This is a genomic window from Fibrobacter sp. UWH5 (assembly GCF_900142505.1).
Classification (GTDB): Bacteria; Fibrobacterota; Fibrobacteria; order Fibrobacterales; family Fibrobacteraceae; genus Fibrobacter.
Map to the genome: position 1 here is coordinate 1 of NZ_FRBB01000006.1, position 21,923 is coordinate 21,923.

General features: G+C 49.8%; 18 protein-coding genes and 1 pseudogene. 7 read left to right on the top strand and 12 right to left on the bottom strand.

The features are described 5' to 3' along the window. Nucleotides 1-274 precede the first annotated feature (274 nt). The 7 genes and pseudogenes from BUB38_RS06835 to BUB38_RS06865 form a co-directional block, all read right to left on the bottom strand. Nucleotides 275-1,018 carry a flavodoxin gene (locus tag BUB38_RS06835; protein ID WP_073158938.1) on the bottom strand — a complete coding sequence of 248 codons (744 nt, stop codon included), beginning with the start codon at nucleotides 1,016-1,018 and terminating at the stop codon, nucleotides 275-277. Nucleotides 1,019-1,029: 11 nt separating this feature from the next. Further along, nucleotides 1,030-2,100: a carboxymuconolactone decarboxylase family protein gene (locus BUB38_RS06840; protein WP_217650867.1), complete on the bottom strand. Its 1,071-nt coding sequence runs from the start codon at nucleotides 2,098-2,100 to the stop codon at nucleotides 1,030-1,032. A 449-nt stretch (nucleotides 2,101-2,549) separates the two neighbouring features. Continuing rightward, complete coding sequence (locus BUB38_RS06845; RefSeq protein WP_254794892.1) at nucleotides 2,550-3,176, bottom strand: virulence RhuM family protein; 627 nt, start codon at nucleotides 3,174-3,176, stop codon at nucleotides 2,550-2,552. 292 nt (nucleotides 3,177-3,468) lie between these two features. Beyond that, nucleotides 3,469-4,215: pseudogene (locus BUB38_RS06850) on the bottom strand (5-methyltetrahydropteroyltriglutamate--homocysteine methyltransferase); the annotation flags it as partial. Nucleotides 4,216-4,446: 231 nt separating this feature from the next. Further along, nucleotides 4,447-4,947: a threonine/serine exporter family protein gene (locus tag BUB38_RS06855; RefSeq protein WP_073158942.1), complete on the bottom strand. Its 501-nt coding sequence runs from the start codon at nucleotides 4,945-4,947 to the stop codon at nucleotides 4,447-4,449. Between the two features lies 1 nt (nucleotide 4,948). Next, a complete protein-coding gene (locus BUB38_RS06860; protein WP_073158944.1) occupies nucleotides 4,949-5,881 on the bottom strand; it encodes a threonine/serine exporter family protein in 933 nt (310 codons plus the stop codon). Nucleotides 5,882-5,901: 20 nt separating this feature from the next. Then, nucleotides 5,902-6,432: an FISUMP domain-containing protein gene (locus BUB38_RS06865; protein ID WP_083539719.1), complete on the bottom strand. Its 531-nt coding sequence runs from the start codon at nucleotides 6,430-6,432 to the stop codon at nucleotides 5,902-5,904. A gap of 232 nt (nucleotides 6,433-6,664) precedes the next feature. Between BUB38_RS06865 and BUB38_RS06870 the strand changes: the two genes are divergently transcribed. Both BUB38_RS06870 and BUB38_RS06875 read left to right on the top strand, forming a co-directional pair. Further along, entirely contained in the window at nucleotides 6,665-6,970 is a 306-nt protein-coding gene (locus BUB38_RS06870) for a metal-sensing transcriptional repressor (protein WP_073159185.1), read from the top strand. A gap of 12 nt (nucleotides 6,971-6,982) precedes the next feature. Beyond that, nucleotides 6,983-9,658, top strand: a complete 2,676-nt coding sequence (locus BUB38_RS06875) for a heavy metal translocating P-type ATPase (protein WP_073158946.1) — start codon at nucleotides 6,983-6,985, stop codon at nucleotides 9,656-9,658. Nucleotides 9,659-9,677: 19 nt separating this feature from the next. Here the strand turns inward: BUB38_RS06875 and mnmA are convergent, their stop codons facing one another. The 3 genes from mnmA to BUB38_RS06890 all read right to left on the bottom strand — a co-directional run bounded on the left by mnmA (nucleotide 9,678) and on the right by BUB38_RS06890 (nucleotide 13,368). Then, nucleotides 9,678-10,784, bottom strand: coding sequence for a tRNA 2-thiouridine(34) synthase MnmA (gene mnmA, locus BUB38_RS06880; protein WP_073158948.1), 1,107 nt, complete (start codon nucleotides 10,782-10,784; stop codon nucleotides 9,678-9,680). Between the two features lie 200 nt (nucleotides 10,785-10,984). Next, nucleotides 10,985-11,917, bottom strand: a complete 933-nt coding sequence (cysK, locus tag BUB38_RS06885) for a cysteine synthase A (RefSeq protein ID WP_073158950.1) — start codon at nucleotides 11,915-11,917, stop codon at nucleotides 10,985-10,987. A gap of 170 nt (nucleotides 11,918-12,087) precedes the next feature. Continuing rightward, nucleotides 12,088-13,368 (bottom strand): O-acetylhomoserine aminocarboxypropyltransferase/cysteine synthase family protein, encoded by a 1,281-nt coding sequence (locus BUB38_RS06890; protein WP_073158952.1) that lies wholly within the window; start codon nucleotides 13,366-13,368, stop codon nucleotides 12,088-12,090. Between the two features lie 504 nt (nucleotides 13,369-13,872). On the opposite strand from BUB38_RS06890, the gene BUB38_RS06895 reads away from it, so the two are divergent. The 3 genes from BUB38_RS06895 to BUB38_RS06905 are packed head-to-tail and all read left to right on the top strand — an operon-like array spanning nucleotide 13,873 to nucleotide 17,014. Further along, nucleotides 13,873-15,195 (top strand): hypothetical protein, encoded by a 1,323-nt coding sequence (locus BUB38_RS06895; protein WP_073158954.1) that lies wholly within the window; start codon nucleotides 13,873-13,875, stop codon nucleotides 15,193-15,195. Nucleotides 15,196-15,201: 6 nt separating this feature from the next. Then, complete coding sequence (locus tag BUB38_RS06900; protein ID WP_073158956.1) at nucleotides 15,202-16,068, top strand: hypothetical protein; 867 nt, start codon at nucleotides 15,202-15,204, stop codon at nucleotides 16,066-16,068. Between the two features lie 4 nt (nucleotides 16,069-16,072). Continuing rightward, a complete protein-coding gene (locus tag BUB38_RS06905) occupies nucleotides 16,073-17,014 on the top strand; it encodes a hypothetical protein (RefSeq protein WP_073158958.1) in 942 nt (313 codons plus the stop codon). Nucleotides 17,015-17,103: 89 nt separating this feature from the next. On the opposite strand, the gene BUB38_RS06910 is transcribed toward BUB38_RS06905, so the two are convergent. Next, entirely contained in the window at nucleotides 17,104-17,562 is a 459-nt protein-coding gene (locus BUB38_RS06910) for an RrF2 family transcriptional regulator (protein WP_073158960.1), read from the bottom strand. Nucleotides 17,563-17,642: 80 nt separating this feature from the next. After that, nucleotides 17,643-18,998 (bottom strand): FKBP-type peptidyl-prolyl cis-trans isomerase, encoded by a 1,356-nt coding sequence (locus BUB38_RS06915; protein WP_083541999.1) that lies wholly within the window; start codon nucleotides 18,996-18,998, stop codon nucleotides 17,643-17,645. Between the two features lie 74 nt (nucleotides 18,999-19,072). Between BUB38_RS06915 and BUB38_RS06920 the strand changes: the two genes are divergently transcribed. Beyond that, nucleotides 19,073-19,636: a hypothetical protein gene (locus BUB38_RS06920; RefSeq protein ID WP_073158962.1), complete on the top strand. Its 564-nt coding sequence runs from the start codon at nucleotides 19,073-19,075 to the stop codon at nucleotides 19,634-19,636. Further along, on the top strand, nucleotides 19,629-21,812 hold the full coding sequence (locus BUB38_RS06925; protein ID WP_073158964.1) for a PorV/PorQ family protein: 2,184 nt from the start codon (nucleotides 19,629-19,631) through the stop codon (nucleotides 21,810-21,812). Before BUB38_RS06920 ends, BUB38_RS06925 begins: the two co-directional genes overlap by 8 nt. Nucleotides 21,813-21,923: the final 111 nt, after the last annotated feature.

The following is a 21,923-nucleotide window of genomic DNA, read 5'->3' on the forward strand; positions in this document are numbered from 1 at the left end:
ATGGATTTGTATAATTTTGACATGGGCTTTTTCTTCTGTTTTTTTTGGCGATTAAATTTTAGAAAATAGCCCATTTTTTGTTTAATTTAGGCGAATGTCAACAAAAAAGGGTGGCGAAGCCACCCACACATGTTGATGAAGAGCCCATTTTTTGTTTAATTTAGGCGAATGTCAACAAAAAAGGGTGGCGAAGCCACCCACACATGTTGATGAAGAGCCAGTTTTTTCATGATTTTTGAATGTGCCGCCGCAGCGGCGGTTTAGAATTTTAAATTTAAAATTCGGACTTCAACCAGTCTGCGATTTTGGTTTCGCGGCTAGAGAAATCTGCGGACTTTATAGAAAGGCTTGCGGTGAAGTTATTGCCAGGAAGCAAGCGCCTGGCGTCGGCTTCTACTCCGCTGATTCCGCTGGAATGGCTGCTAACAATGAGTCCCACTTTTTTATTTGCAAGTTCCTTGCTGTTCTTGAAAAGATAGGTCTGCATGGGGGCGGCCATTTGACTCCACCAAAGAGGCGCAACGACGATCACCTCGCTGTAATTTGCGAAGCTTACTTCGGTGCTGACGGTGATAGCGGGGTAGCTGCTTTCCGCATCGGGATTCTTGTCGATTGCTTCGATGAGAGCATCGCCGATGGCGTAGTTGTTTGCTGCAAAATCAGCTTTTTCCACAGGAGAAATTTCAACAACATCGACAGAAATCATCCCCGTCAAAGTTTCTACGATAGCCTTGCTGTTCCCGGTGAAGGAGTAATAAGCGACCAGCATTTTTTCAGAGGCTGCGGAGTCAACAGTAGGTTCGTCCGCGCCTGTAGAATCAGCGATGTTCCCGCTAGAAGAACTTGTGGCATTCTCGACTTCGCTGGAACTGCTTTCCGCAGTTTCTGTTGCAGAAGATTCTACGATGCTCTCACTTGAACCTGCAACATCATTCTTTGCGTTAGAGCTGGAGTCGTCGCCACAGGCGTTCAGAAAGAACACCACCGTCGCACTCAACAAGAACAGCAATTTTTTCATGCCACCCTCAATTACGGAAGCTTGTTGTACACTTCGTCAACTACAGGTTCCAACCATTCGTTGCTGGCGTTTTCGCCAACGTGGGTGTGGTAAGTCAAGTGCTGGAACCAGGAATCCTTGGCAGCACCGTGCCAATGTTTTTTGCCTTCGGGAATGGCCACCACAGTACCCGGCGTCATTTCAAGAGGTTCCTTGCCTTCTTCCACATACCAGCCGCGGCCAGAAACAGCGATCAAGACCTGCACCTGGTTGTGATGCACGTGCCAGTTGTTGCGGCAGCCCGGTTCAAAAGTCACGTTGGTGGGGCCGCCATTTTCGGCGCTCATGGGAGCTACATAGCTGTTGCCGATAAAGTACTTTGCGTAATTTACGTTAGGTACGCCGCGGGGCCACGGGGAATCTCCGCCGTACATGCCAGGAATCAACTTGGCATCCTGCAAAGTCATGGTAATGCTTTCCACCTGCTGATCCGTAAGGCCTGCCTTTTTTGCTCCAGCCTTGTGCGCAGCCAGCTGGGAGTGAACGCCGTCCATGCCGCTGAGGGCAGCAACTGTCACCAGTTCGCGTTCCGGCATAGTCAAGTTGTCGCGGGCGAAAATGTCGCCGAACAAATGAGCCTTCAGGTAGTAATCCGTTGCAGGAGCGAAAGTATTGTTCACCTTGCCGAACAACTTCGTCTGAACTTCGGTACCGGCCTTCAGGGAGTTGTAATTCTTGGGCAGGGGAGAAGCGTCCTTGCCTTCGGCGGTCTTCTTGCCGGCGGCCTTGCGTTCATCCAGAACCTTCTGCAAAGTTCCCAGGGCGTTCAGGGAGCGCGGGAAACCGGTGTAGGCATAAAGCTGGGAAAGGGCTTCCTTCACCTGGCTTACGGTGAGGCCGTCGTCCAGGCCCTTGTCAATGGCCTTGCTAAGTTTTGCCAAGTCGCCCTTGGCTTCCAGGCAGGCGATAATAGCCATGTCCTGCTGCTGAACGGTAAGAACGTTTTTCATAATCTGTGCGTTTGTGGTGGTGGCGAATGCGGCAGAAATTGTGACCGCCGCGCCCATGGATTTTACGAATGTTTTAAAGAATGCAGTTTTCATAGTTATGAATTTACCAAAAGACTAGTTTTAATTCACTACCCAAAACAAATGAATTTCTACCAAAAACACAGATTTTATATATGAAAATTTATAAAATTCTACCATTTTGTAACTTTTTATGCGGTAATTATAGTGCGTTCTTGTGCAGAGCCTGTTTGAAACGTGAATAAAAAAGCGACGGTTATTCATTTCACGCTTTCTAAAAGTTGTTCCCTTGAGATTGCACTCAGTACAGAAAATGCGGTTAGCTTGCTGCCTAAATCGCGGATGCTTGCGCCTACATGGTAAATTGTATTATCGACAATGATGAACCTATCGTGGACATCACGCATGTTGCGAAGCTCAACGGTCGGGAACTGCCGATTTAACCTTGCCGCTTCCTCATTCATGGTTCTATTAATGCGAGCCGAATACACGAAAACTTTAACACCTTCGGCCTTCTTTGCGATTCACGAAAGCACGGTGTCATCGGCATACGGATCGATAATGACGATTTCTTCTTTTGCGGAACGCACCAACTGCGCCGCAAATTCATACCCGCTCCACCAGGATTTTGCGTTTAAGATTCCCTCGCTCGGCGGCAAGTCCGCCTTGACAAAGAAATCGACTTGCTTTTCGAGGGACAAAAGCCTGGAATCGTGATTTTCCAACTTATTTTCGTGAGAAATTAGCCGCTGATTTACGGAGCCGCCTTTAAGCAAATATTCCTTGAGAACCTGGTTTGCCCAGCGACGAAATTCTATACCTTTTAAGGTATTAACTCTAAAACCTACGGAAATAATCATGTCAAGATTGTATAAAGCAACTTTTCTGAGGACATTTCTATTGCCCTCCTTCTGAACTAGTTCCAAAATGGAACTAGTTGACTTTTCCTCTAGTTCATGACTCTCAAAAATATTCTTGATATGTTTCGTAATCGCTTGACGCTGAACATCAAATAATTCAGCCATCTGAGCCTGCGTAAGCCAAACGGTTTCATTCTCTACACGAACTTCAATGTGAAATTCGCCGCCCTCCGGCTGATATACAATGATTTCGTTCTTTTCGCCATTATTGGCAGAAACTGCTTTATCCATTTTTCCTCCAGTCGCTACAGGCTTGAAAAAGCGACAGTTTAATCAGTGTTCTTTTGTTCACTACTAAATTTATACAAAAGTTTGGGCGGTGTCAAGGCGGGGCGCGAAAAAATTTCACTTTGCAAACTATAGGCGACAGGGGACTATGTTTTGGGCGTTGCCCTGGCGGGCCGGCCCTCTTGCGCTATCGACTCGCGATGCGAGTCGTTCGTTCAGCCTCGCGCGACCTGCGACTGCACAAGGCAACCGCCGCGCGAGTCCGACCCCATGCGGGCGGCGGGGCCTAACGCATTCATTTCACGCTTTCTAAAAGTTGTTCCTTTGCGATTGCACTCAGCGCGGAAAATGCGGTTAGCTTGTTGCCCACATCGCAGGAGGCAAAGCCACATTGAGGGCTCAGCTTCAGGCGTTCCAAAGGAATGTACTTGGCCGCTTCCTTAATGCGGGCGATAACTGTCGCCTTGTCTTCCAGCTTGGGGGACTTGGAAGTAATCAGGCCAAGAACCACAACCTTGTCGGCGCTTACCTTTGACAAGGGCTCAAAACCACCGGAGCGTTCGTCATCGTATTCCAGATAAAGCGTGTTCACATTTTCACGGGCGAAAACGTAGTCAGCCACGGAGTCGTAGGGGCCGCTGGTGAAATAGGTGGAGTGATAGTTGCCACGACAAATGTGGGTATTGATCTGCAAGTCCGCAGGCTTGCCTTCGATGGCCAGGTTGTTCACATGAAGCAGCTGATTTTTCACCACGTCAAGGCTCAGGCCCAGGGACTTGTAGCGCTGTGCGGCGGCATCGCCAACGATAGCGCCCCAGGTGCAGTCATCGAACTGGATAGTTCTGCAGCCAGCGTCATAAAGTTGACGGATTACGCCGCGGTAGGCGTAGGCAATATCTTCAATCAGTTCATCGTTTGTGGCGTAGAACTTGCGGGTCGTTTCGATGTTCTGGGGAACGATAAGCTGCTGGAAAAGTTGAGCAGGAGCAGGAATGGTCTGCTTGGCTTCATGACCGTCACCTTCAAGAGACTTCACAAATTTGCGGGGCGCAGAAAACTGCCCACCACATCAAAATGGTGCGTATTTGGCATCGTATTTTTCCTTTTCATGTTGTCGCAGGGCTAAAGGAGAGCACTAGGCGCAAACCTTCGCCGCCACGCTGTCATCAAAGACAGTATTCAACTAAGAGTTATTTCTTAGATGCCGCCAAATATAGATGGAATCTATCGCTTTGTCCAATACTTAATTTTTAGAGTTTGCGATAGGTTTTTGCTATACGCCCTTATGAAAGAATCGATTCCACTTGATTTCAAAGGATCTTTTCTTTTGCAGGTGTATGACGAAGGTGACGCCAAAGACCATCAGCAAAATCGCCAAGAAGCATACCATAAAGTTGTAGAAGAATATGTGTATGTAATGGTCAAACAAACCGTCGCTCGGAGTCTTGAAACAAAGAATCAGGGACTGCACGGAGCGATAGGCGTACATACCGGGAATCATGGGAAGTAGCGCCGGGAACGCCAAGGATTCGCAGGGGCACTTCCAGACTTTTCGCAAAAGGACTGCAAACGTCCCGATGGAAAAACCCGCCACGAGACTCGCCCATATAATGTGAAAGCCGCAAAGGTTCATCAACACAAATCGGGTGACGTGGCCAATGGCCGCCACAAGGCCGCAACCTGCGAAAATCCGTTTAGGCACATTGCTGATGCTTCCAAATCCGACGGCTGCAATGGAAGCGAAAAATCCGTCTTGAAGTAATGTCAGTAACATATTAGAAGAAATGAAGGTTGGTGAGAACAAGGCCTACGCAAAAACCTAGCGATAGGCAGATAGTTAGAATGGCGCCCTTAAAAAACTGGCTGATGCAACCCAGGAACATTCCATTCAGCAAATTGCTAAGCGAATTAATATACGGGATTCCCGGAACCAGGTAAAGGATGCTTGTAGCGAGAGCCACATTAGGTGTTTCTCCAATCTGAAAAACATAGCCGCTGGTGCCAATGACCGTAGAAATGGTAGCCGCCAAAATCGTACCCATTCTAAAATCCAGTTTGAACCGCGAGCACAAAGTTCTTCGCAAGTAAAATCCGCAGGCAGTCGCTGTAGCCACAATGGCCATGGAAATAAAGTCCCCGTTGAACAGCCTGCAGAACGAAGCGTTGGCAAGGCTCGCCAGCACAAGAACAAAATTTGGATGCAGCCTTTTTACCACAAGAATCTTCTGGAACTTTTCATAGAAAATTTCGGGAGAATAATTTTCTGTCACCGTTTCCTTGGCAAGATGATTCAGCAAAATAATCCTGTCAAAGTCAAGGGGATTCTCCTTGATCTTCTGGTTGATGGTATAAGTTTTCTGTCGTTTATCATCTACAGCGCAAAGGAGAATATGCTGCGGCAAGCCAGTCACTTCGGCATGAATTCCAAAGTGGGTCGAAAGGTACGCCACGCTGGACAAAACCTGCATACTGGTCGCACCGCAAGCAGCCAGCGTCGCCGCAAACTCCGCAATCATTTTGCAAACAATGAATTCCTGATTCTCCTGTTGTTCAAGAATTTCAGAAAGCGGCGAGGCGCTCGTCCCCATCCCTTTCTTCGTGATAAATGCTTCATAAATAATCAGGAAAAGTACGATTGCAAAACATGCGCCTATAAGAACGGTTGCATTTCCAGAGGAAACGCTAGTGATGTCAATATCAATTCCCATGGAAATGCCCTCAACAAAAACTAGTCTTCGATGCAGCGGACAGACGCAGCAATATCCTTGTTGAAGTGTTCCACGGTAATGATGCCGTTATCACTGATGTTCAGCATATAGGCGCGAACCGCATCGTACTCGTCATCAATCCAAATGCGAGCCGACTTGTCGCGATCCACATAGTTGTCTTCATGGTAACGGAAGCCTGCATTAACCACATTCAGCTTTGCAAATTCACCGGACGCAATCAGAGATTCATACTCAGCTTTTGTAGGAACATGCCAGCCAAGAGGACAAGCCTTCTTTGCGGCAGCCCAAGTATAAAGGCGACCATAGTCAAAACACATCTTGAAATCATCGCCATAGCAGTAGCTGAAATCCGTGTAGAAATTGGCATTCTGTGCAAACCACTTTTTCCCATTCGCATTCACGACTTTATAGACATTCTCGCTACATTTCAAGGATGTTTGATCATCGCTGAATTTGCATTTATGGAAGTCTTCGCAGGCGGTAAGGACGAAGGTTGCGGTAATTGCCAAGAAGGGAAGAATTTTCATCATTGTGAACTCCTATGTTTTTTTGTTCGGGCCACAATGTAGAATCCCAAAGTTTTTTTGACTAATACTTTATATTTCTGAAAATTATATGTTTTTTTAATACAATCAATTTTTATGATTGATAAATCACGAAAGATGAATATTTGCACTAAGCACTACGATTTCACACCGGGAAAGCACACTCATAGATAAAATGTATTGGTATATACCCCCTAGGGGTATGTATATTTACAGCATGAAAAAAGAAAAATGTTGCTGTTCCTGCAAGAAAAAGGAACGAGAAAATTCCGAAATCAAGAGCCTCATGACCCGTTTAAACCGCATTGAGGGGCAGGTCAAGGGCATTCGAAACATGATTGAAAATGACGCCTACTGCACCGACGTTCTGGTACAGGTGTCCGCCGTCAACGCTGCGTTAAACGCATTTAGCAAGACTTTGCTAGCAAACCATATCAAGACCTGCGTTGCAAATGATATCCGAGCTGGCAAGGACGAGGTCATCGACGACCTGTTGAACACGCTTCAGAAAATGATGAAATAGGTCGGGCAAGCAATGCAAAAATTCAATGTTACAGGAATGAGTTGCGCCGCCTGCGTGGCCCGTGTCGAAAAGGCAGTGAACAGCGTAGAGGGCGTAGAAAATTGCGCCGTCAGTCTATTGACGAATTCCATGAACGTGGAAGGTACCGCCGACTCCGCAGCTATTATCCGCGCCGTAGAAAAAGCAGGTTACAAGGCAAACGTGCAAAAAAGCGCAGGCGAGCCATCGAGCGAGAACGCCACAGGGATTGCGAACGATACAGGGACCGCCGCCGGACCCGCCGACGCCCTAGAAAGTGCAGCCACCGCAGAAATCAACATTTTGAAACGTCGACTAATCGCCTCCCTCATTTTCTTACTGCCGTTGCTTTACTTTAGCATGGGCCACATGATGTTTGGCTGGCCCCTGCCCGATTGGTTCACGACTCCCGACAAGAATCACGAAGCCATGGGTTTGGTGCAACTGATTTTAGCAGGAATCATCCTTGTCATAAACCAGAAGTTTTTCATCAACGGGTTCAGGGGATTGCTTCACCGCGCACCCAACATGGATTCCCTGGTGGCACTCGGTGCAGGAGCCTCATACCTTTACAGTATATCCGTTATTTTCGCCATGACCCGCGCCCAAGTCGTCGGCGGGGTTTCCGCTGCAGAATTCTGGATGGACAACTACTACTTTGAAGGTGCCGCCACCATCGTCACCCTCATTACCGTAGGCAAGCTGCTGGAGGCAATCTCCAAGGGCAAAACCACTAACGCCTTGAAAAGCCTAATGAAACTGGCCCCGCAGCAGGCAACGATTGAAGAAGACGGCGTAGAAAAAATCGTCCCCATCGAAAAAGTTCAGGTGGGATCCATTTTCATCGTGAAGCCCGGCGAAAATATTCCTGTAGACGGCATGGTCTTGGAAGGTTCTTCCGCCGTTAACGAATCCACATTAACCGGCGAAAGCCTGCCTATCGACAAGAACGTCGGCGACACCGTTACTTCGGCCACATTAAATCAGTCTGGTTATTTGAAGTGCCGCGCCACCCGCGTCGGGAAGGATACGACCCTTTCCCAAATTATTCAGCTGGTCAGCGACGCTGCCGCCACAAAGGCTCCCATTTCAAAAATTGCAGATCGTGTTGCAGGAATTTTTGTTCCGGCGGTCATTGGAATTGCCATCGTCACTTTTGTAGTATGGTTTTTCGTTGGTGCAGAAATTGGTTTTTCTCTAGCCCGGGCCATTGCGGTGCTTGTCATTAGTTGTCCCTGCGCCTTGGGCCTTGCCACCCCAGTGGCCATTATGGTAGGCAACGGTGTGGGCGCAAAACACGGCATTCTTTTCAAGACTTCTGCCGCACTTGAAAATACAGGCAGGACTCAAATTGTTGCGCTGGACAAAACCGGAACCATTACTAAAGGCGAGCCCAAGGTAACCGACGTCATCGTCGCCGACAATGTTTCCGCAGTCGATTTAATGGACATCGCCAAGTGCATTGAAAGCAAGAGCGAACACCCGTTGGCAAAGGCGATTTTGAACTATGAAAGCGGCGAATCGAGCGGCGCAGCCTCCGACACGACTTCCAGCACAAACCTTGTTGAGAACTTTGAGGCGTTGCCCGGAAATGGTCTGCAGGGAACGGTAAACGGTCAGCAAGTTTTTGCAGGTAACTTAATGTTCATCGCAAGCAAAGTGAGTGTGTCAAGCGCCATGACTGCCGCGACCCACAAGCTGGCAGAATCCGGCAAGACTCCCCTGCTGTTCGCCAAGGGCAATTCTCTGCTGGGAATAATCGCTGTAGCAGACACCTTGAAGGACGACAGCAAGCAGGCCATTGCAGAACTGAAAAGCATGGGCGTTCATGTGGTGATGCTCACCGGCGATAACGAACGTACGGCAAGCGCCATCGCAAAAGAAGCAAGCGTAGACGAAGTTGTCGCAGGGGTTCTTCCCGACGGAAAGGAAGCCATCATCCAGAAGTTGCAGGAACATGGCCACGTCACCATGGTTGGTGACGGCATCAACGATGCCCCGGCCCTGACCCGCGCAGACGTAGGTATGGCCATCGGGGCGGGGGCCGACGTGGCCATTGACGCCGCCGACGTAGTTCTCGTCAAGAGCAATCTTCTGGACGTTCCCGCAGCCATCCGCCTGAGCCGTGCCTCCATCAGGAACATTCACGAGAACCTCTTCTGGGCATTCATCTACAACGTCATCGGAATCCCTCTGGCGGCAGGCTGCTACTACAAGCTTTTCGGATGGAGCCTGAACGCCACATTTGCAGCCCTCGCCATGAGCCTTTCTAGCTTCTGCGTAGTCACAAATGCATTGCGTTTGAATTTTGCAAACATCGGCAGTTCCCATAGGGACAAAAAGCTGAAGAAATCCATTTCAGGAAAAATTATCAAAGTCAACGACGAACCTTCTGCAGAACTAGAAACCGCAGACAACCCCGAAACCAACGTGCTCCCCGAAGCATCAAAACCAGAGGACACTCCCATGACCAAAACATTCACCGTCGAAGGAATGATGTGCAGCCATTGCGAAGCCGCCGTAAAAAAGGCACTGGAAGCAATCCCCGGCGTAGACTCCGCCAAGGCCAATCACAAGACAAACTCCGTAGAAGTCACCTTTTCCGAAAAGGTTCCTGTCGAAACTTTTAAGAAAGTTATAACCACCGCGGGCTACGAATTCAAGAATTAACGCAAAAAATTTATTGACTCTACTTCGTTATAATTCCCGAAGCTACAATTCCCTGACCGGCGTACAGCACCAGAATCTGTCCGGGAGCAGAAGCGAACTGAGGTTCATCAAAGTGAACGCTAATTGTTCCGGCGTTCACATCCAGCGATGTAATTCGAGCCAAAGAACCCTTATGTCCCAAGCGAATGTGCGCAGTCAAGGGTTGCTGCAACAACGGAGAATCTTCGTCCACCATCAGGTTCAGTTCTTCGGCATTCACATCCACACAGCTCATAACGCTACGGGGACCAAGAACCACCTGGTTCTTTTTCACATCGATACTTACAACAAAGTAAGGTTCAGGAAGACCACCAATATTCAAGCCCTTGCGCTGACCGATGGTATAATGAATGATGCCCTTGTGTTGGCCAAGAACCTTACCGTTCATGTCCACAAAGTCACCAGGCTTGTTGTCGGATTCATCAAAGAGAACTGTGTAGTCACCGCATTCCAAAAAATCCTGGCTTTCTTTCTTGGTGGCAAAATCCACCCAGCCGATTTCTGCAGCCAAAGCCTTCACGTCGGTCTTCTTCATTCCACCCAGAGGGAAGATCACGGTAGACAGCTGTTCTGCTGTCAAACGGGAAAGGAAGTAGGTCTGATCCTTGGAATCGTCCAAGGCAGCATAAAGGAAAGGTTCCTTGGGATTCTTGAATTCTATGCGGGCATAGTGACCAGTAGCAAAATAATCAAATTCCACTCCCATGCGGCGGGTAGCTGAATGCAAGGCGCCAAATTTAATATTCTGATTGCAGCGGACGCAAGGATTGGGGGTACGACCAGCACGGTACTCCGCACGGAAATAATCCAAAACCTGACGTTTGTATTCTTCAGTCACAGAAACAGTATAATGCGGTATGCCAAGGCGTTCTGCCACAGTCTTCGCCTGGGCGATATTTTCATCTTCACCAGGACCAAAGCAACCTTCACGACCTTCCACATGGGGCATGTTCTTGATAGAGCCATCCCACGTGGCCATGGTTACGCCAATGACTTCGTAGCCCTGTTTTTTCAGAAGATAAGCAGAAAGAGCAGAGTCAACACCACCGGAAAGGCCTACGGCCACACGTTTCTTAGAGGATTCCATATTCACACCTAAAATACAGATTCTTAATTACAAACATTCAATAAAAACGCCAGAAAGTTTATTGAGCTTTCTGACGTCTTCTCACTCTGAAATTTTTATAAAGTGCATTGGGCAAGGTTCACTGGGCAGCAAATGAGACCACGCAGCCCCGCAACACTTTTTTAATTTTCGAAAATTTTTCGCGATTTAATTCGGCGAACTTATTCAGCGAACAGTGCGGTAGAAAGGTAGCGGTCGCCGGTATCCGGGAGCAGGGCCACAATGGTCTTGCCCTTGTTTTCCGGGCGCTTTGCCAGTTCCTTGGCAGCCCAGAGAGCGGCACCAGAAGAAATGCCCACCAGCACGCCTTCCTTGTGGCCGATTTCGCGACCAGCTTCGAATGCGGCTTCGTTTTCTACTGCGATGATTTCGTCGTAGACCTTGGTGTTCAAGGTGTCAGGAACGAAACCTGCGCCAATGCCCTGGATCTTGTGAGCGCCAGCAACGCCCTTGGAAAGTACCGGAGAGGAAGCGGGTTCCACAGCAACAACCTTCACGTTGGGGTTCTGGGACTTCAGATATTCGCCAACGCCCGTGACGGTACCACCGGTACCCACACCGGCAACAAAGATATCAACCTTACCGTCGGTGTCTTCCCAAATTTCGGGACCGGTAGTGGCGCGGTGAGTAGCCGGGTTTGCGGGATTCACGAACTGGCCAGGAATAAAGCTGTTGGGAATTTCAGCAGCCAGTTCGTTGGCACGGGCGATAGCACCCTTCATGCCCTTGGCGCCTTCGGTAAGAACAAGTTCTGCACCGTAGGCCTTGATAATCTGACGGCGTTCAACGCTCATGGTTTCGGGCATCACGATGATGATGCGGTAGCCGCGGGCTGCAGCAACGGAAGCAAGACCAATGCCAGTGTTACCGGAGGTCGGTTCGATAATCACTGCACCGGGCTTCAGCTTGCCGGACTTTTCAGCGTCATCCAGAATACCCTTGGCGATACGGTCCTTCACGGAGCCAGCGGGGTTGAAATATTCAAGCTTTGCCAGAACCTTCGCACCCAAGTTGTTTGCGGCTTCGATGTGAGTGAGTTCCAGGAGGGGGGTGTGACCAATCAACTGATCTGCAGAAGTATAAATTTTAGACATGTTTTTTCTCCAAAAAAAGTTTTGAGGGCGGCGCTTCGCGCCTTTCAGGTTTGAGGTCGTTCGCTTCGCTCACTTTGAGGTATGTCAATTACATTCTAATCGCTAACAAAGCCTCTAGGTGCGTAAGCACCGACCTGACACCTCAAAGCGAAGCGACCTCACACCCGTTATTAAACAGCGGCCAAAGCCTGTTCCAAGTCGGCGATGATGTCATCGATGTGTTCGGTACCGATGGAGAGGCGGATGGTGGACGGCGTAATGTGCTGTTCCTTAAATTCTTCTTCGTTCAGTTCGGAATGAGTGGTGGTGTACGGATGAATCACCAGGCTCTTCACGTCGGCAACGTTTGCCAATAGGCTGAAGATCTTCAGGCTATCAATGAACTTCCAGGCTTCGGCCTGACCGCCCTTGATTTCGAAAGTAAAGATGGAGGCGCCACCCTTGGGGAAATACTTCTTGAAGTTCTCATGGTCCGGATGAGACGGCAGGCTGGGGTGGCTAACGGAAGCAACCTTGGGGTGCTTGGAAAGGAATTCCACAACCTTCTTGGTATTTTCCACATGGCGTTCGATACGCAGGGACAAAGTTTCAGTACCCTGGATGAGAGCCCATGCAGCAAACGGGGAAATTGCAGCGCCCTGGTCGCGGAGGAGAATAGCGCGGATGTATGTGACAAAGGCTGCGCCCGGAACTGCATCGGCAAAGCTTACACCGTGGTAGCTAACGTTGGGGTTAGCGATGGTGGGGAACTTGCCGGACTTCCAGTTGGTCTTGCCAGATTCAATGATGATACCGCCGAGAGTTGTACCATGACCGCCGATGAACTTGGTAGCGGAATGAACAACTACGTCTGCGCCGTGTTCAATGGGGCGGAACAGGAACGGAGTACCGAAGGTGTTGTCAACGATAACAGCGAGGCCGTGCTTGTGACCCAGTTCGATAAGAGCGTCAATATCGGAAACGTCAGAGTTCGGGTTGCCGAGAGTTTCCAGGTAAAGGATCTTGGTGTTTTCCTTGATGGCGGCTTCAACTTCAGCGAGGTTGTGAGTGTCAACGAAAGAAGTGCTTACGCCGAAAGGTGCCAAGGTGTGCTTCAGCAAGTTGTAGGAGCCACCGTAAATGGTCTTCTGGGCAACCACGTGATCGCCAGCCTGAGCGAGAGCTTCAATGGCATAAGTAATGGCAGCGGCGCCAGATGCAACGGCGAGAGCTGCGGAACCACCTTCCAAAGCAGCGATACGCTGTTCGAAAACGCCCTGGGTGGAGTTTGTCAAGCGACCGTAAATGTTACCGGCATCGCGAAGGCCGAAACGGTCGGCGGCATGCTGGGAGTTGTGGAAAACGTAAGAGGTGGTTGCGTAAATAGGAACTGCGCGAGAATCGGTTGCGGGGTCTGCGGATTCCTGGCCAACGTGGAGCTGAAGAGTTTCGAAGTGAAGATTCTGAGACATGATTTAATTCCTTATGAGGTGTGAGGTTTTGAGGTCGCTTCGCTTTGAGGTATGAGGTTTTGCGAAGTCACCTCTTTTTGCGTTTCTCTCTTGCGTCATCCTCGACCTGATCGAGGATCTAGCATTTTGTGTTTTTGTGAGCATTTCGCTCGGGCTTTGGTTTAATGCGTTAGCCTCGCATTCGGAATCCGGCTCGACATCGCCGGTCATTTCTCAGGTAAGTTTTAAAATCCATTTTTATTTCTCCGTACAAAATTTTTCGACCTGTTTCCTACCATTTTTGTAGGTCTTTCAAACCAACGGCTATAATGTAAAACCTTTTTCCTATAATCCCAATAGGTTTAGTAGGAAAATTACCAACTTTTTTCATAAAATTCGCTTTTCTATAGAAAATTCCTATAACAAAGCTGCAATTTTTATAATAACAACAGATAACGGGGGCTCAAATAACATTTTTTCAGCACAAAACTTATATTTCAACCTGTATTTTAGGAGGACAACACCATGTTCAAGAAAATTTCTGCGCTTTCCGCAGTAGGATTCGCCTTTTTCGCCATGAGCGGCTGCTCCGACGATAACAGCACCGCTCCCGAAAACCCATCCGGCAATACCGTAGTCTCCTGTACCGCCAAGAAGACCTCTAGCAACACCGTGGAAATGGTCCTAAACATTCCAGGAATTTCTTCAGGCACCATCACCACAACCATCGACGGCGACAAAGCCATCCAGGAAATTTACAGCATCTACAGTTCAAGCGTCCCCGAATCCGTCTTCCAAAAAGAATGTGAAGAAAACAAGCGGGAAGCCGAGGAAGAACACGACAACGCCACGGTCACCTGCAAAGACAGAACCCTTAAAATTACAAGCGAAGAAGACGCTGAAGGCATCACCATAGACAGGCTCCTCGAAAGCAGCAAAAAAGAATGCGCCAACTTCGAAAACATGTACAAAGACAAGGTCTTTGACTTCGATGAAGATGACGACGATGACGACGACAATAGCCCGATTTTCACCGATCCTTCCACTCCCAGCGATAACGACGGCAATCCCATCGCAAGCAACGGTCCCGTCGGCTGCATGGTCTTAAACGATGTGGAAAACGAATTCCATGTCAGAGCAGAGGCCCGCGATTCCATAACCATCGAGACGACCGACCGCTTCTCAAACGATTCCATTTACTCAACGAATATTTTCACCTTTGGGCCAAAAGTTTCCCAAAGCGAAATAGACTACTTTTGCGAAGACTACAGGACGGTAGAAATCTATGATTCTAACGCCAGAGTCTCTTGCGACGGCAACACCATTACCTTTTCCTACATCGAAACCGACCCCTACTCCAACTTTAAGCAATCAAAGGATGATGCAATCGCCGAATGCAACCTGATTCAGCAAAAGGGATCCTTCAATACAGAAGACACCGGCGACACTCCGCTTCCTGAGGGCGACGGTTCCGACAACAGCAAAGGCAAGGCCACTTGCAAAATCAGCAAGAATTCCGACACCGAATTTGAAATGACTGTCTCCGACGCAGACACCGCCACTATGTCCATTTCCGTGGCATACATCGATGGCATCCTGGAAGAAAGCACCACCACGGTATTCAATGAAAACCTGCCCCAGAGTTTCATTGATCAGGAATGTGCTGAAGCCAGGGAAGAAGCTCTCGAAGACGATGACGGAACTGTCGTCACCTGCGAAGGAAACACCGTTTCCCAAAGTTTCATGGAGGAATATCCCTTCAATCCCATACCCTTCGTTAGAAACAAACTTGTTGCGATGTGCAACGACATCCAGGAAACCGGAATCATCCCCGACGACAAATTATAACGACTCATGTTCTACACCCATTTTATCCGCATCTCCCTCGCTACAGCAAGCCTTGTGGCTTGTACGACCGATAACTCCGCTAGCCAGCCGACTTACGATTCCAGCAACGACTACATACCGGACTTATCCCAAAACTCATGTAAGATCGAAACAATCGGTGATTCCAAAATTTCTATAACCGAAGTCTATCAGGGATCAGTGTACAGTTCCATCGTTTACGACGTCACTCCCTCTGCAGTACTCATAACGCAGGACATTTACATTACACCGCTCGCCACCAACAGCCAGTTCCAGGATTACTGCGACGAGTTTGCGGAATCCGGAGATTACGACACATTCACCTGCTCCGGCCGACACCTTTCATACGAGTACAAATACGAAGTAACGTCATCCGTAAACTTGATCCGGACCAATCTTGAAAAAAACTGCGAAACGTTCTACAAAGAAAATCCCGTTATCGAACCAAACGAGCCTGTAGAATTCCCCACCAACAAAAATTCCTGCTTCATCACAAGAAACACCGATACCGATTTCAAGATGGAAGCAAACATCATTGGCATACAAAAAAACACGACTACCATAAAGTATGACGGTGAAACAATTCAGTTAATCCAAACCATACAATTCGATCCGGCCACACCAGCCGACACAATCAGTTCCGTTTGCGAAGAAAATATGGAAATCGGCAGTACAGACGATTACGACGTCACCTGCGGCGAAGACTTTGTACGTATTTACTACAGTGCAACAGTATCAACCACCACCAAAGACGAAATTGTCAATTCATACCTGAACGACTGCAAGGAATTTGACCGATTAGGGTATGCCGCATCCGCCATGCTCTATAGCTCCACCAAACAAAATTTGAGGTAGCAACATGCTAAAAAAAATTATTCCCATTTCAGCCATGGCTCTGTTGGTCATCACAGGTTGTTCATCAGATAGCAGTTCAAGTTCTAACGGTTCCGGTGAAAAAATCGGCTGCTCCGTCAAACAGACCTCCGAAAATTCCATGGTCATGACGTTCTTCGTATCGAACGCCTTTACAGCGAACATCACGACCACATTGAACGGAGACAAGGCAAACATAGAATACGTCACCGAATATTCCAGCTGGGTTCCCATGGAGGAAATCGCCAACATATGCAACGAAAACCAGCAGGAAGCCAACGAAAACCCCGGTGAATCTACAGTCATCTGTTCAGGACGTAACATCACAATTAAAGCTGTAGAAGACGCCGGTAGAAACTCCTTAGAAGATTTGATTCTTGACGCCAAGGGGGAATGCGAATCTTTCTACAAGGAGTATAGCGAGGCCTCCACCCCAGAAGATGACGAAGAAGACGGCGACAAAAACGAAGATAAAAATGAGTCCGGGAGCAGCGAACAAAACAGTTCCGGCAATTCCTCGACGAATCCAGCCGACAACGACAAAGGTCCCCTATTCCCTTCTTCACAAAACAACAAGCCCAGTTGCAACGTAGCCTCGATGGCCGATTCCTCCTTCGGCATCGACATATATGGCCCCATGGGATTCTCCTCCCAGTATATGGAATTTGCCGGTGATACCGCAATCATAACCATACTTATAAACTATGACTATTCCGTATCACAGGAACACATCGGCACAACCTGTACCGAACTGAGCGCAGACCCCAACGCAATTGAATACGAATCAAACTGCAATGGTAACCTCATTGTCGCACAAGGCAGCTATCCCCGTAACGAGTTCAGTTCCCGAGAGGAACTGATCGCCGAAATGCGAGAAATCTGCAATGAAATAGACCGTACAGAGACAGTCCCCGAATACTTTTTCTAACAAGGCATCTTGATTAAAATAGAACAGCCTGCTCCTCAAAAGAGCAGGCTTATTTATTAGTCTTATTTGTTTGCGGCTTTGCTTTTTGGTTACAGCCCACAACTCCAGACCTTGTCATCGGGAACCTTTCCATCGGTTCCTTCGACGCCCCTGACAAACTGGTCCAGCTTTACACTTTCAAGATAGCCGCGGATCATGGAATCCAGTTCCTTCCACACAGGAAGCGTCACGCAGAAATCCGCACGGTCGCAAGAATTTATCTCGTCATCCAGGCAGGCCACAGGGGCCACCGAGGTTTCGGTCTTGGAAAGGATATCCCAGACGCTACATTCCGCAGGATTACATTTCAGCTTATACCCGCCACCCTTTCCGCGGGCGCCTTCCAGAAGTTTTCCACGGACCAAGGTTCCCAAAATTCCTTCCAGGTACTTCTCGGAAATTTGCTGTCGGGAAGAAAGTTCCTGCAGTTTCACATAATTTTCGCGGCCATTCCTGGCCAAGTCAATCATGACTCGAAGAGCGTAGCGACCTTTTGTAGAAATCCTCATAAATAACCTCATCCCAAATAATAAAAAAAGGAAACGCCCCACAGAGCATTTCCCTTGAAAACTATAGGATTTGTAGGGTATTAATCCTGTCCCAGATATTCCACGGCAAAGATCAGCGTAGAACCGCCAGGAATGGGACCTGCTCCGCGGCTGCCATAGCCCAGTCCAGGAGGCACGATCAAGATGCGCCTTTCGCCGGGAAGCATGCCCTGCACGCCCAGTTCCCAACCGCGAATCACGCGACCGCCGCCCAAGGGGAAGCTAAACACCTGGCCACGATCACGGGAGCTATCGAACTTGTAACCGTTGGTAAGCCAGCCGGTATAATGGACGTGGGCATTCTGACCCTTCTGGGCAGGTTCAGCCCCTTCTTCGCCCTGCTTGATTACCGCATAACGCAGGCCTTCGGGACCATTTTCGAAAGTGAGCGTCGTGGTATCCGGGAAGAAGTCCATGGATTCAGCCAAGGATTCATCAATTTCAGAAGAGACCAGTTCCACCTTAAAGATCAGCGTGGAGTTGGAAGGAATCATGGAGTAAGCTGTTGCGCCATAGCCCATGTTCGGGGAAACCCTGAACCAGCGGACGCCACCTTCACGCATACCATCCAGACCAATTTCCCAACCCTTGATCATCTTGCCTGCGCCAAGTACAACCTGCAGGGGCTTGCCGAGATCCTTGGAACTGCCGAACTTACGACCAGAAAGGAGCCAGCCAGTATAATGGGTCTTCAGGACGGAACCGATTGCGGTAGGCTTACCGGAGCCCACCTTTTCGTCATAAATCTTCAAGCCCTTGCCTGCTTCACGCCACTTGAGACCTTCTACATTCTTGGGGAACACATCCGGTTCCATGGGCTTTTCGGCACCCACCAGTTCCACCTCGAAATACAGGTCGGAATAGGCGGGAATGCCTTCCAGGGAATTTTCGCCGTAGGCCATCTGATAAGGGACATACATCTTGCGGATTTCGCCAACCTTCATGCCCACAAGGCCCTTTTCCCAGCCCTGAATGACCATGCCCATGCCAAGGGTAAATTCCAGCGGTTCGCCCTGTTCGTAGGAGTTGGCAAAAGGCTGCTGACCTTCGGACTCGGTAGATTCCGCTTCGGAAGCGGTCTCGGTTGCGGCCTCGGCAGAACCTTTCAAAAGTTTGGTCGTGTCAACTTGTGTCACACCAGCCACCTGGGCAGAACCCAGGTCATTGGCCAGGCGAAGGGAATCGGCCAAGCGCAGGGAATCCAAAACCCTATTCTTCTCGGCCAGAATCTTAGCACTGTCCAAATAAAGATAACCCTTATAGTGAACCTTGATCAGCTGACCTGCACGGATTGTATCGCCAGCACCTTCCTTGACGGTTTCCACCTTGAAAGGGATAGCAAGGGCATTACAAACGGCCAAAACAAGAACAGCTGTAAAAATCTTCAATTTCGACATATAATCTCCTATTCCACAAAATAGAAAATGCTAGTTTTTGAGAGTAAGGCAAAAAGTCCAAAACGGAATTAAATATGCTGTCAATCATTATTGTAATCGCAATTATCGTGCTTTCTATCATCCTGGCCGCCATCGGAGCCTATGTGGTTATCCACAGTTCCGACGAAAAGGACGAGGTCAAGCCTGTAATTGACGTTTCCGGCCAATACGCCGTGGTGGTCCGCCCCGCTAGGGAGTCCCTCACTGCAGTCAAGCCCTCTGAAGCCTCCCTCCGCTCCTGGCTCGAGACACAGAACATGAGTCCCGAACAGCGCGAGGCCCTGATCGCCCAGTGGAACGCCACCATGGAAGAAACCATCCGCACCGTGGACGAAGGCGACAAGAATGGCACCGCCACCTACCGCATCGAGCTTGGCCCCAAGGGCAAACAATATTGCAAGTTCGTGAACGAAGAGAATTTTATTACCCGCGAGCAGATCCGCAACCACGCGGAAATCCTGCCGCCCTACGTTTTGGGCTGCGACTGCAGACTCCTGCCGAAGCAGCCCTGGGAAAACCCCAGCAAGTCCGGTTGGAAGGCAGTTGTCCCGTCACACGGAAGCAACTACGACATCCCGGATTGGAGGCAACTTGCGTAAATCCCTACTTTCTGCAATTCTTTTAGCACCGGCGCTGGCTCTTGCCGCAGGTTCTGCAATTATCACCTTGGAAATGCCCGTTGGCGCCCGCCAGCTGGGTATGGGCGAAGCAGGTGCGGCCCTGGCAGATGACGCCGCCGCCATGTATTACAACCCCGCAGGTCTGGCATTCGGCCCCCTGGCCGACGAATGGCGCATGAGCTACCCGGCCGATTCCAAGAATGCCCCCTATTTTACAAGCATGGCTTCCCGCTCCAAGAATGGCTTCTTCAGCAAGAGCGAACTGTGGGCAGGTACTGCCAACGGTATCCTGAAGTTTGACGGCGAACAGTGGGTCGACTATCATTCCATTACCCTGCAGGGCAATGCCAAGGTCCGCGACGCCGTCAAGGTGTACGCCGGTTCCGAACGCGGCCTGGAAGAAAATGTCAGAAAGGTCAAGGAATTCAACGAGATCAAGACTGCCGACGATGAAAAGCACATCGTAGAAGTCAAGATGCCCTGGAACCTGATTGTTAAGGACACCATTACCGCAGTCCTTTACGAAAGCCGTACCGAAAAGCTGTGGGTAGGTACACCCAAGTCCCTTTACCGTTTTGACGGCAAGGCCTGGAAGAGCTACGACAGCGAACTGGGAAACCACCGCGTTACTGCCTTGGTAAGCCAGGGAGCCTCTATCTGGATCGGTACCGACGACGGTCTCTTCGTATACCGTAACGGTCAATTCGAGCAGAAGGGCAAGGTCCTGCCCAGCCAGAAGATTACCGCCCTCGTATGGTCTGAACTCCGCAAGGAACTTTATGTTGCCGCAGAAGGCGCAGGCGTTGCCCGCCTCATTCCCAAGAAGAGCGTCAACGACAAGGACCGCTGGAGCCTGTTCAACGAAGAAGATGGAGTCATGGACAAGAGTCCCACCGCCCTGGCCGTCGACAGTTCGGGCCACGTGTGGGCAGCCCATAAGGGAGGCCTCTCCCATTTCAACCTCCGCAAGTGGGAACAGATTCAGTTCGCCGACAATACCGTCAACGACATCTCCGTCGACCAGAAGGGCGGCATCTGGATTGCCACCGACAAGGGCGTCTGGCGCCACCTGCCGGATTACGCTACCGCCAGCGGCCGCAAGGCAGAACTTGAACGCACCGAAGCCGACGAGGCCGAAGGCAAGCGCGATGACGAATGGGTCCACTACCACTCCGGAAACGGTCTTTCTGTAAACAAGGTCTGGGCAGTTCTTCCCCAGGGTAATGACGTCTGGTTCAGTACCGCAAACGGTATGGAACAATTCAAGGACGCCGACTACCAGCTCACAGCCTTCTATGAAAAGCTTTTGCCGATTCTCAACATTCCCGACCTCTACCACCTTTACGGCGGCATGACCATCCCCCTGAACGACTGGGGTACCATGGGCTTCTTCGTAAACTTCGTTAGCTTCGGTTCTACAGTTGCGTCTGGCGATGTGGACGCTGACGACCTGGTGGCCTACAACAGTTCTGAAATCGTTGGCGGCTTCAGCTACGGTACCCGCTTCCCCGGCGACTGGGGCCTAGGCCTCAGCATCAAGTTCTTCTATTCTGACCTCAGTTCCGGCGCAGGATCCGGATCCGAAGAAGCAACTACCTTCGGTTACGCATTCGACGTGGGCGTCCTCAAGAAGAACCTGATTGTAGACGGTTTGAATTTTGCATTGGTCCTGGCCAACATCGGCCCCAGCGTCTATTACGTCGACAAAACCATCGAAGACCCCATCCCGCTGACCTGGCGCCTGGGCCTCTCCTATGAAATCCTCTCCCTGGCCGACTATAAGTGGGTCGTGGTCGCCGACTACAACCGCGAAGTGGTTTATGACGACAGCAAGGGAAATCCCGAACCGTTCTACGTATCCTGCTGGAAATCCCTGATCAATCCTGAACGCGGTGGCAGCGGCCTGGAAGGAGCCAAGAACTCCTTGATGCAGGGCGTCTTCAACGTAGGTACCGAATTTATTTACGCCAACACCATCGCTTTGCGACTGGGTTACCTCCACGACCAGACCGGTAAGCGCGACGAAGTGGACATGGGCTTCGGCTTCATGCTCTCCGACATGCTGCAATTCGACTTCGCAACCATCAAGGACGTAGGCGAAAGCGACGGCGTCCGCGACGGCCAGATGCGATTCGGCATGGTATTCAAGTTCTAAAAGACGCAAGGGGGCAACCGCCCCCTTTTTCATTCCCCCGAAATAAACCCGAATAAACCAGCGGTCCCTGCTGCGAAACAAACCCCAGAAGCGTAGCGCCTGGGGCTAGAA

Bases quoted from the DNA above. Each gene is read 5' to 3' on its own strand.
- cysK (WP_073158950.1), bottom strand. From the start codon at position 11,917: ATGTCTAAAATTTATACTTCTGCAGATCAGTTGATTGGTCACACCCCC.
- BUB38_RS06845 (WP_254794892.1), bottom strand. From the start codon at position 3,176: ATGGATAAAGCAGTTTCTGCCAATAATGGCGAAAAGAACGAAATCATT.
- BUB38_RS06890 (WP_073158952.1), bottom strand. From the start codon at position 13,368: ATGTCTCAGAATCTTCACTTCGAAACTCTTCAGCTCCACGTTGGCCAG.
- BUB38_RS06905 (WP_073158958.1), top strand. From the start codon at position 16,073: ATGCTAAAAAAAATTATTCCCATTTCAGCCATGGCTCTGTTGGTCATC.
- mnmA (WP_073158948.1), bottom strand. From the start codon at position 10,784: ATGGAATCCTCTAAGAAACGTGTGGCCGTAGGCCTTTCCGGTGGTGTT.
- BUB38_RS06910 (WP_073158960.1), bottom strand. From the start codon at position 17,562: ATGAGGATTTCTACAAAAGGTCGCTACGCTCTTCGAGTCATGATTGAC.
- BUB38_RS06865 (WP_083539719.1), bottom strand. From the start codon at position 6,432: ATGATGAAAATTCTTCCCTTCTTGGCAATTACCGCAACCTTCGTCCTT.
- BUB38_RS06895 (WP_073158954.1), top strand. From the start codon at position 13,873: ATGTTCAAGAAAATTTCTGCGCTTTCCGCAGTAGGATTCGCCTTTTTC.
- BUB38_RS06835 (WP_073158938.1), bottom strand. From the start codon at position 1,018: ATGAAAAAATTGCTGTTCTTGTTGAGTGCGACGGTGGTGTTCTTTCTG.
- BUB38_RS06870 (WP_073159185.1), top strand. From the start codon at position 6,665: ATGAAAAAAGAAAAATGTTGCTGTTCCTGCAAGAAAAAGGAACGAGAA.
- BUB38_RS06840 (WP_217650867.1), bottom strand. From the start codon at position 2,100: ATGAAAACTGCATTCTTTAAAACATTCGTAAAATCCATGGGCGCGGCG.
- BUB38_RS06860 (WP_073158944.1), bottom strand. From the start codon at position 5,881: ATGGGAATTGATATTGACATCACTAGCGTTTCCTCTGGAAATGCAACC.
- BUB38_RS06875 (WP_073158946.1), top strand. From the start codon at position 6,983: ATGCAAAAATTCAATGTTACAGGAATGAGTTGCGCCGCCTGCGTGGCC.
- BUB38_RS06900 (WP_073158956.1), top strand. From the start codon at position 15,202: ATGTTCTACACCCATTTTATCCGCATCTCCCTCGCTACAGCAAGCCTT.
- BUB38_RS06920 (WP_073158962.1), top strand. From the start codon at position 19,073: ATGCTGTCAATCATTATTGTAATCGCAATTATCGTGCTTTCTATCATC.
- BUB38_RS06915 (WP_083541999.1), bottom strand. From the start codon at position 18,998: ATGTCGAAATTGAAGATTTTTACAGCTGTTCTTGTTTTGGCCGTTTGT.
- BUB38_RS06855 (WP_073158942.1), bottom strand. From the start codon at position 4,947: ATGTTACTGACATTACTTCAAGACGGATTTTTCGCTTCCATTGCAGCC.